Here is a 9,660-nt window from a genome sequence, read left to right as displayed (position 1 = left end):
TGCGTTTCCGCATCAGCGACGGTTATTAATTTATCATATAATAACTATTAACGTCAACACTTTTTAATAAAAAATTCTTTTCCTTACATAACGCATACACTCTTCTGCATTAGCGACTCTTCGAAATAAACAAAAAATGATTTTATATCTTTCTTCCATCGCCTTTTTTACAACGTCATGAATACGTTCATCTTCAAAATCAAATAGTAGTTCTTCTAACTCTCTCTTCAATATGTATTCCATTTCTTTTTTCTCTTCTTTCGTTAACATAAACCCAAGCAAATCATCACCTCAATCATTTCTTACAAAGCAATAAACGTTACGCTCATTTTCACTTATCAAAATCCTATCATTCATTATATCCACTGCTTACGATATTAATCCTTTGTTCTCTTTTTAATATTTAAAGCATATATGTAACTGAAAAGGATTGGACAAAGGGGCGTAATATTATGTTTTTCTTTTTTATTACGAGTAAACGAGCTTTTAAACACATTAGCTTAATAGTGATACTTTCCTTATTTACAGCATGGCTTCTCTTTTTGAAAACATATTCACATGAATCTGCTTTTTCAACTGCGACAGGACCTAAAGTTATTTACAAAGGAGACACCTCTAAAAAACAAGTTGCATTCACGTTTGATATTAGTTGGGGAGACAAAAAAGCAATTCCAATCCTTGATACACTTAAAGAAAGAGACATTAAGAATGCAACCTTCTTCGTTTCTGCTGCATGGGCAGAAAGACACCCTGATGTTGTTGAACGCATCATAAAAGATGGACATGAAATCGGTAGTATGGGCTATAATTACACGTCCTACACTTCTCTAGAGACAAATGAAATACGAAGAGATCTTTTACGAGCACAAGATGTTTTTACAAAACTTGGTGTGAAACAAGTCAAACTATTACGTCCACCTAGTGGAGACTTTAACAAAGCAACACTTAAAATAGCAGAATCACTCGGATACACCATCGTCCATTGGAGTAATAACTCAAACGACTGGAAAAACCCAGGTGTAAACAATATCGTTTCCAATGTCTCTACTAATTTAAAAGGTGGAGATATCGTCTTATTACATGCATCCGATTCTGCCCTTCAAACAAATAAAGCTTTACCACTGCTTCTACAAAAATTAAAGAGTGACGGATATGAGCAAATATCGGTATCACAACTTATTTCTAACACAAGTACAAAAAGTAAAGATGTAAGGTAATTCTTTTCCCTCGTGCCTTCACACATAAAAAGCTCTACTACCTATCATTAAGGTAGTAGAGCTTTTTTCATCCCGATATTTATATTCGTACAACCACCCTGCATAAAAACTCAAAAATCTCTCTTACTTAAGCCGACTTACTCGCCTTTCCAATTAAACGATGTAATATAAGTAACTGATATGCATTACATAATAAAAGTGGTATCACCATTAAATACAACCAATCTGTGTCATTAATACGAAGCGCTGGTACCCACTCAAGAATTGTTACAACAACCATAAAGAACAAAGCGGGCACAAATGCCTTTCTATTCGTTTCTTTACTTTTTATGTAAGCAACAATCGCCCCAAACACAAATAATACACCTGCAACAAGTATGTTATTCCCTAACGAAACTTCCCCATTTGCAATCAATATGGATCTTAAATACACGAAATCAAATAAAACGAATGCAATAAAGAAGAGCTGGACTGCATTCCATAAAGAAGGTGACCTGAACATCCCCAGTCCAAAACGATGGATTGTTAAATAGGCAAAGAACCCCATTTGACTTATAACACTAAAAATAAATCCTACACCCATCAACCAGAAGGAAACTGCTAAAATCTCCTTTCCGTCTAAATTTTGAAAAAATTTAGCGTACTTGTCCCACTCCAAAACAAACCCAATAATGACCGTGCTAATCCCACCTAGAAACAACGTCGTAAAAAACAGGCGTACCCACTTGCGGCTATTCACAACACATCCCCCATTATCCTTATATTTCTAATTAAATTGTATCAATGACAATTTCAAAAAGCTAGCCATGTTCATGTATAAATTCCTTAAAGATATTTATATTAAAAAGAGAGAACTGTGTTGAAAGGAGTTCCAACTTATGAAACGGATGCTGCTCGTTTTGACTTCTTCTTTTCTATTTCTTGTACTTGTAGCATGTGCACAAGGAAAAGAAGCAAAGTCCGAACTTGATTATGATCAAACGAAGAAAATGATTGTTGATATTTTAAAAACCGATCAAGGTAAGAAAGCCATTCAAGATGTGTTAACTGATGAAAAAATGAAACAAGCACTCATACTAGATGAAACAGTAGTAAAGAAAACGATTGAAGATGCAATGGTATCCGACAAAGGGCAACAATTCTGGGAAAAGCTCTTTAAAGACCCTGAGTTCTCATCGAAATTCGCTAAAAGTATGGGGAAAGAACAAACAACCTTAATGAAAACATTACTAAAAGACCCTGAATACCAAGCAGGCGTTATAGAAATTATGAAAAACCCTGAAGTAGAAAAAATAATGTTACAAACAATGAAGAGCAAAGAATACCGCCAATATTTACAACAAGTACTAACAGAAACTGCTGAAAGCCCACTCTTCCAAGCTAAGATGATTGATATTATTAGTAAAGGTGTACAAAAGGCCGAAAAAAGTGGATCTGATAAAAAAGAAGCAGGCGGTGAAGGTGGTTCCCAAGACGGTAAAAAGGAGCAACAGTAAAAATAATAATTATAATAATGAGTGGACAATATATGTATCGTCCACTCATTATTATTTTATTTTTGCGCGACAGCTATTTTATCAATTACTGTCTCAGCTATCGTACGATAAATAAGACCCGTCGTATGTGTATCTTCATATACCGAAGGCGCAAAGTCATCTTTATTCCAATCAGGTTGTTGAAGCGGGATTCGGCCAAGTACTTCTGTTTGAAGTTCTGTAGCTAATTTATCTCCTCCACCTCTTCCAAACACATATTCTTTTTCACCAGTTGTTTTACTTTCAAAATATGCCATATTTTCAACAACACCAAGAATACTATGTTCTGTACGTAAAGCCATGGCTCCAGCACGCGCTGCCACAAATGCCGCTGTTGGATGTGGCGTTGTTACAATAATCTCTTTACAAGCTGGCAACATTGAGTGTAAGTCTAGCGCAACATCACCTGTACCCGGTGGTAAATCTAAAACTAAATAGTCTAAATCGCCCCACTCTACTTCTGTAAAGAAGTGATTTAACATTTTCCCAAGCATAGGGCCTCTCCAAATAACCGGTGCATTATCTTCTACAAAGAATCCCATTGAAATTACCTTTACACCTAGACGCTCCACTGGAATGATTCTATCCCCTCTTACAACAGGACGTTTTTCTATCCCCATCATATCCGGTACGCTAAAACCATAAATATCAGCATCAATGATACCAACCTTTTTACCTAGACGAGCTAAAGCAATAGCAAGGTTAACAGAAACTGTTGATTTTCCGACTCCACCTTTTCCACTCGCCACTGCTAAAAATGTTGTTTTTGAATTTGGTGACAATAAAGATTCAGTTTGCTCTTCTTCCTGTTCCGGTGCAAACTGAGCTAATTCCTCTTCTGTAAATTCTGCAAAGCGAAGCCCTACTGTTGCTGCTCCTAGTTCTTTTACTAATTTTACAATTCCAGATTGCAATTGCATTTGTTCCGCTGTACCGGTTTTTACAATTGCAATTTTAACACTTACATGTTCCTTCTCAGGCTTAACTGTTACCTCTTTAATTGCACCTGTTTCTTTTAACGTTTTATGTAAAAACGGATCTACAATCCCTTCTAACGCTTCCACTACTTGCTCTTTCGTTACCATAGTTAGCCCAGCCCCCTGTATGAAAAATAACGTAATGTTAATTAAATTTATCTCTCTTTATTTTTGAAATAAATGCGTTTACATTTCCAGTATAACATATTTTCGGAAAACTTCGTTAACGGGAGAAACTCAAAAAATCCTCCTTATTCTGGAGGATTCCCTTTTTCCGTGAAATAACGTAATATACCACGATATACTGCAGCCGCTACCTTTTGCTGATATTTCTCCGAATTTAACATATACCTTTCGTTTACATTCGATAAAAAGCCAGCTTCAATTAGAGCACCTGGTGTTTTCGCATACTTCAATAAATACACATGAGAAATTGTTTTAGCAGAACGATTCGTATTCTCTAAACTCGTTCTCAATTCAGCTTGTATAAATTTCGCAGCACGTTCATTTTCAACCGAAGAACGATAGTAGAACGTTTGTGCGCCTTTCGATCCACTACTAGTTAAAGCATTTAAATGAATACTCGCAAAAAAGTCTACATCAGGCTTATTAATAATCTCTACACGCTTTTTTAAATCCTCTGCTTTACGTCTACTATATGATTTTGTATCTTTCTGAGCTAAATCATAATCTCCCTCACGTGTTAAAATAACTAGTGCACCTTGTTCTTGTAAATAATCTTGTACCTTCTTTGTAATTTCAAGCGTAATATCTTTTTCTATAATATCTTTTCCACCAACAGCCCCTCCGTCTGGCCCACCATGCCCAGCATCTAATACAATCACTTTCCCTGATAAGGGTAAATTCCAAGCTCGCCACGATTTTGTAATTTGAAATTCTTGTTTGACTAAAAAAAACAAAACAACCGCAGCGAGTGCAAAAGAGATAATTCGAATTCTCTTCATACCTTTCCTCCTCCAGCTAGTCCCTCTAATTACTTATATGGGACAAGAGGAAAGTTTATGCTTGTCTTAATGAAGCTTTAATCGATATCTTCTTTCACCTTTTTCATATCCTTCCTGCCACCATAAGCCGATAAACTGCTGGCAAGATTCAAAAAGTAATTCCTCATCTTGTAACTTAATTTCCCGCATAGTCATGCTCGTTAAAAATTGGAATAGTGTTTCCGTTAATTGTTGCTCTTCTTCTAAGGCTCTATATTTCACATCAAAGAATGATTCACCATAATAACCAAACTTACTGTATCTCGCTCCTAATAAATACGATTCTATCCCTAATTCAATACAGTAATCTTCATACTGACGATGAAGTTCCTGCATCTGAAAGGCATCCCTAATATTTGAACGTAATGTTTTTAATGATAATTCTCGCAGCATCTTCCGTTCATATTTCAACTGCTTTTCTTTTTGTTTTTCTTGTAAGCTGACAATGACATTCATAGTACTTATAAACCTCCCTAATACGTATTAGTCTAAACTTCTAAAGAAGAAGCATACGCGAGAGAATAGCACTAAAATATTCCAAACTACAAAAATTACAAAAGAGGAATGAAACATAAAAAAACCCCAACCAAAATGGTTGGGGTTTGTAGTTCGCAAAAATTAACGTTTTGAGAACTGAGGTGCACGACGTGCGCCTTTAAGACCGTATTTTTTACGCTCTTTCATACGTGCGTCACGAGTTAATAGACCTGCACGTTTTAGTGTTAGACGGTATTCTGGATCAGCTTTTAATAAAGCGCGAGAAATACCGTGACGAATAGCACCAGCTTGACCAGTGTATCCACCACCATTTACGTTTACAAGTACATCGTAGTTACCTAAAGTTTCTGTTGCAACTAGAGGTTGTTTCACTACTTCACGTAATGCAGCAAATGGGATATAGTTTTCAAAATCACGACCGTTAATGATAACGCGTCCTTCGCCTGGAACTAGGCGTACGCGCGCTACTGAACTCTTACGACGTCCAGTGCCATAGTATTGAACCTGTGCCAAAGTAAGCCCTCCTTTAATTGATTATCCGCGAAGTTCGTAAACTTCTGGTTTTTGTGCTTGGTGTGGATGCTCTGCTCCAGCATACACGTTTAATTTCTTAGATACTTGACGTCCTAAACGTCCTTTTGGAAGCATCCCTTTAATTGCAAGCTCTAACATTTGTACAGGGTAGTTTGTACGCATTTCTAGAGCTGTTCTTTGTTTAAGTCCACCTGGGTGGTTAGTGTGACGGTAGTAAATTTTATCGTTTAATTTATTACCTGTTAAATGAATTTTTTCAGCGTTAATAATAATTACATGATCACCCGTGTCAACGTGTGGTGTAAATGTAGGTTTGTTTTTACCGCGTAAAATAGATGCTACTTCAGTAGATAGGCGACCTAAAGTTTGACCTTCAGCATCAACCACATACCATTTACGCTCAACTTCGTTAGCTTTTGCCATAAAAGTCGTACGCATGTGTTTCCCTCCTCGTTATCTTTTCCATAGAAAAAATCTATTGTTTATCTTAAACACGATTTCCTTCCGGGGCTAATCGTGGTTTTAGAAACAATACCATATGTTATGATATACTTTTGAGTTTCTAATGTCAAGCAAATGTTACACCAGGATTAGTTGTTATAGTTTACCTGCCATAAGTAAAGTCCATGACCTGGAGCCATCTTTCCAGCAAACTGACGATTTTGTTTCGCTAAAATCTCTGGAATGCTATCAGGATCAAGCTTTCCTTGCCCTACGCTAAGTAACGTACCAACAATAATTCTGACCATATTATATAAAAATCCATTACCTACAAAACGAAAAATTAATTCATCGCCTTGCTCAATTAACTCAATTTCATAAATCGTTCGCACCTTATCTTTTTTGTCAGTTTTTGCCGAACAAAAAGAAGTGAAATCATGCGTTCCAATAAAATAAGGAATCGCCTTTCTTATAGAGCTTATTTCGAGCGGATATGGATATTGATATACGTAATTTCTACGGAATACATCCGCAGTCTTTGATAATAATACACGATAACGATATTCTTTTCTCTCGACACCGTAACGCGCATGAAATTCTTCTGTTTTTTTCTCTACCTGTCTGATAACAATATCATCTGGCAACATTGTGTTTAATGCATTACTCCATTGCCACTCTTCAAGCGACAACGGTGTATCAAAGTGTATGACTTGTCCTTTAGCGTGAACGGTAGAATCCGTTCTGCCCGATGCCTGAACACGAACAAGTGCTCCTTTATGCAATTTCTGCAAAGCTTTCTCAATCTCTTGTTGAACAGTACGATGCTGCGGCTGAATTTGATAACCACAAAAATGCATGCCATCATATGCAACCGTACATTTTATTCTATCCATTTCTCTATTCTCCATTACGATCGCACCCATGCCAAAATACAAGCTAAACAAAGTAAGCTTATTATCGTTACTGTATCACTTGTTTTCCAGTGTAGTTGCCTAAATTTAGTACGTCCTTCACCATTTTGATACCCACGTGCTTCCATAGCAATTGCTAAGTCCTCAGCACGCTTAAAAGCACTGATAAATAGAGGAACGAGTAGTGAGATAATAGCTTTCATCCTATCTTTTATCGGTCCTCCTGCGAAATCAATACCGCGTGAAGATTGTGCCTTCATTATTTTACTCGTTTCATCCATTAATGTCGGAATAAAACGAAGAGAAATTGACATCATTAATGCGATTTCATGAACAGGAACTTTTATACGTTTCAACGGCTTTAATAACGTCTCCAAACCATCTGTAATCTCAATAGGTGTCGTCGTTAACGTTAATAATGTCGTCATTAAAATAATAACGAAGAATCGTATAGAAATGTATATCCCTTGCTCTAATCCTTTTTCATGTATCGAAAACCAACCAAGCTGGAATAGTACTTCCCCTTCTTTATTTGTAAAAATATGCAGGAAAAATGTAAAAAGAAAAATCCATAGAATTGGTTTTAAGCCCGAAAGTACATAACGAATCGGCACTTTTGCAAAAAATAAAGCAATGAGTGCATATAAAAATAAAAATCCATATGAAATCGCATTATTTGCTAAGAAAACAACAAATACATATAAAAAGACAATCAGCAGCTTCGTACGTGGATCAAGTTGATGAATAAGAGACTTCCCTGGAATATATCTTCCAATAATCAACTGCTGCATGATTCATGACCACCTTTTCGTAACACCTGCACAACTTCATGAGTAAGATCCTCTAAAGATAAGGTAGCCTTTGGGATTGAAATACCAAACTTCTCTTCAATTGCACGTTTATACTTTAAAGACATAGGAAGATCCACGCCAATTTTCTCTAGTTCATCAGCATGTGAAAATACTTCCTCTGCACTTCCTTGCAAAAAGACCGTTCCTTTATGCATGACTACAATCTGCTCCGCATACTTAGCAGCATCCTCCATATTATGTGTTACTAGGATAACTGTAAGACCTTTTTCCTTATGCAGCTTATAAAACATCTCCATAAGTTCATTCTGCCCTTTTGGATCTAGTCCTGCTGTAGGTTCATCTAATACAAGCACTTCGGGTTCCATCGCCAATACACCCGCTATCGCAACACGCCTCATTTGCCCACCACTTAACTCAAACGGTGAACGTGTTAACAGTTCTGGCTCTAACCCTACAAGTTCAATTGCCTCTCTTGCCTTTTGCTTCGCTTCTTCTACAGATACCCCAAAATTAGTAGGGCCGAAACAAATATCCTTCTCCACAGTCTCTTCAAACAACTGATGTTCTGGGAATTGAAAGACAACCCCTACCTTTTTACGTAGTGGCTTTAGCTTTTTTTCTTTCTTTCCTGCCGAAATGAAATGTTCACCAATTTGAACTGTGCCATTCGTCGGCTGCAATAAACCATTTAAATGTTGAATCATCGTCGACTTACCTGAACCAGTATGACCGATAATGGCATAATAGCCCCCACTTGGAAACGACACGTCTACATCATAAAGTGCGCGTCTTTCAAATGGAGTTTTATATTGATAACGATGTTCTACTTTTTGGAATGTAATCTCCAAAGTTCGTTCACCAAGCTTTCCATTGTAAGATGCGTATTTTGCAAGAGAATTTCATTTCTTTTTAATAATTCTGCTATTTTCACTGAAAATGGTACATCTAATCCAATTTCTTGGAGCATATGAGAGGACTTGAAGATTTGCTTTGGAGTCCCTTCCTCTAATATTTCTCCCTTGTTTAAAATAATGACACGATCTGATTGTGCCGCTTCTTCTAAATCGTGCGTAATTGATAACACGGTAATACCTTTTTGATTAACAAGTTGTCTAACCGTTTCTACTACTTCACGTCTCCCTTGAGGATCTAACATTGACGTTGCTTCATCTAATATCAAAATAGATGGCTGAAGTGCTAAAACGCCTGCTATTGCCACTCGCTGCTTTTGCCCACCAGATAACGAATGAGGTTCATCATTAAGAAAATCTTCCATACGGACAAGTTTGAGAGCCTGATTTAATCTTTCTACCATTTGCTCTCTTGGCATTCCGATATTCTCTAAGCCAAAAACAACGTCGTCTTGCACTGTCGTTCCAACAAATTGATTGTCTGGATTTTGAAATACCATCCCAATTTGTTTTCGAACATCCCATACCGTTTCCTCTGATAAAACCATTGTATCATTTACTGTAATAGTCCCTGCTTCCGGCAAAAACAAACCATTCAATAATTTTGCAAGTGTAGACTTCCCTGAACCGTTTTGTCCAATAACAGATACCCATTCTCCCTCATACAAGGCAAATGAAACATCTTTTAATGCATAAGTGGCTGCCCCAGGATATTGAAATGATATATTTTCTGTCCGAAGTTTCTCTTTTTTCAATACAAGGCACCCTTTCCTTCGCCAAGTTAGCCTATTTTTATATTTAAAAAAAAGGGCCATGACCA

General features: G+C 36.8%; 13 protein-coding genes. 2 read left to right on the top strand and 11 right to left on the bottom strand.

Going from position 1 to position 9,660, the window contains the following annotated elements; translation table 11 throughout:
• Positions 1–63: 63 nt before the first annotated feature.
• Positions 64–282 (bottom strand): hypothetical protein, encoded by a 219-nt coding sequence (locus GFJ36_RS00705; protein WP_000900297.1) that lies wholly within the window; start codon positions 280–282, stop codon positions 64–66.
• 170 nt (positions 283–452) lie between these two features.
• Between GFJ36_RS00705 and pdaB the strand changes: the two genes are divergently transcribed.
• A complete protein-coding gene (gene pdaB, locus GFJ36_RS00700; RefSeq protein ID WP_000464700.1) occupies positions 453–1,217 on the top strand; it encodes a polysaccharide deacetylase family sporulation protein PdaB in 765 nt (254 codons plus the stop codon).
• A 127-nt stretch (positions 1,218–1,344) separates the two neighbouring features.
• Here the strand turns inward: pdaB and kbaA are convergent, their stop codons facing one another.
• On the bottom strand, positions 1,345–1,956 hold the full coding sequence (gene kbaA, locus GFJ36_RS00695; protein WP_098230821.1) for a KinB signaling pathway activation protein KbaA: 612 nt from the start codon (positions 1,954–1,956) through the stop codon (positions 1,345–1,347).
• A gap of 139 nt (positions 1,957–2,095) precedes the next feature.
• Between kbaA and gerD the strand changes: the two genes are divergently transcribed.
• Positions 2,096–2,713, top strand: coding sequence for a spore germination protein GerD (gene gerD / locus GFJ36_RS00690; protein ID WP_087983920.1), 618 nt, complete (start codon positions 2,096–2,098; stop codon positions 2,711–2,713).
• Between the two features lie 56 nt (positions 2,714–2,769).
• Here gerD and GFJ36_RS00685 read toward each other — a convergent pair whose 3' ends face one another.
• From GFJ36_RS00685 to GFJ36_RS00645, 9 genes are all read right to left on the bottom strand, one after another.
• Positions 2,770–3,837 carry an Mrp/NBP35 family ATP-binding protein gene (locus tag GFJ36_RS00685; RefSeq protein WP_000256609.1) on the bottom strand — a complete coding sequence of 356 codons (1,068 nt, stop codon included), beginning with the start codon at positions 3,835–3,837 and terminating at the stop codon, positions 2,770–2,772.
• Between the two features lie 143 nt (positions 3,838–3,980).
• Entirely contained in the window at positions 3,981–4,694 is a 714-nt protein-coding gene (cwlD, locus tag GFJ36_RS00680; protein ID WP_000822446.1) for an N-acetylmuramoyl-L-alanine amidase CwlD, read from the bottom strand.
• Positions 4,695–4,760: 66 nt separating this feature from the next.
• Positions 4,761–5,189: a YbaK family protein gene (locus GFJ36_RS00675; protein WP_001101006.1), complete on the bottom strand. Its 429-nt coding sequence runs from the start codon at positions 5,187–5,189 to the stop codon at positions 4,761–4,763.
• A gap of 162 nt (positions 5,190–5,351) precedes the next feature.
• Positions 5,352–5,744, bottom strand: a complete 393-nt coding sequence (gene rpsI, locus GFJ36_RS00670; protein WP_000079986.1) for a 30S ribosomal protein S9 — start codon at positions 5,742–5,744, stop codon at positions 5,352–5,354.
• Positions 5,745–5,765: 21 nt separating this feature from the next.
• On the bottom strand, positions 5,766–6,203 hold the full coding sequence (rplM, locus tag GFJ36_RS00665) for a 50S ribosomal protein L13 (protein ID WP_001260795.1): 438 nt from the start codon (positions 6,201–6,203) through the stop codon (positions 5,766–5,768).
• 152 nt (positions 6,204–6,355) lie between these two features.
• Positions 6,356–7,099, bottom strand: a complete 744-nt coding sequence (gene truA / locus GFJ36_RS00660) for a tRNA pseudouridine(38-40) synthase TruA (protein WP_088061486.1) — start codon at positions 7,097–7,099, stop codon at positions 6,356–6,358.
• Between the two features lie 14 nt (positions 7,100–7,113).
• On the bottom strand, positions 7,114–7,908 hold the full coding sequence (locus tag GFJ36_RS00655) for an energy-coupling factor transporter transmembrane component T family protein (RefSeq protein ID WP_098230824.1): 795 nt from the start codon (positions 7,906–7,908) through the stop codon (positions 7,114–7,116).
• Complete coding sequence (locus GFJ36_RS00650) at positions 7,896–8,777, bottom strand: energy-coupling factor ABC transporter ATP-binding protein (protein WP_000406519.1); 882 nt, start codon at positions 8,775–8,777, stop codon at positions 7,896–7,898. The genes GFJ36_RS00655 and GFJ36_RS00650 overlap by 13 nt, the downstream gene beginning before the upstream one ends.
• Positions 8,753–9,595: an energy-coupling factor ABC transporter ATP-binding protein gene (locus GFJ36_RS00645; RefSeq protein ID WP_137035281.1), complete on the bottom strand. Its 843-nt coding sequence runs from the start codon at positions 9,593–9,595 to the stop codon at positions 8,753–8,755. Before GFJ36_RS00645 ends, GFJ36_RS00650 begins: the two co-directional genes overlap by 25 nt.
• Positions 9,596–9,660: the final 65 nt, after the last annotated feature.

The sequence above is a fragment of the Bacillus sp. EE-W1 genome (assembly GCF_009760835.1).
Classification (GTDB): domain Bacteria; phylum Bacillota; class Bacilli; order Bacillales; family Bacillaceae_G; genus Bacillus_A; species Bacillus_A wiedmannii.
Note: the sequence above shows the minus strand (reverse complement) of the source record. Positions and strands in the feature narration are given on the sequence as shown.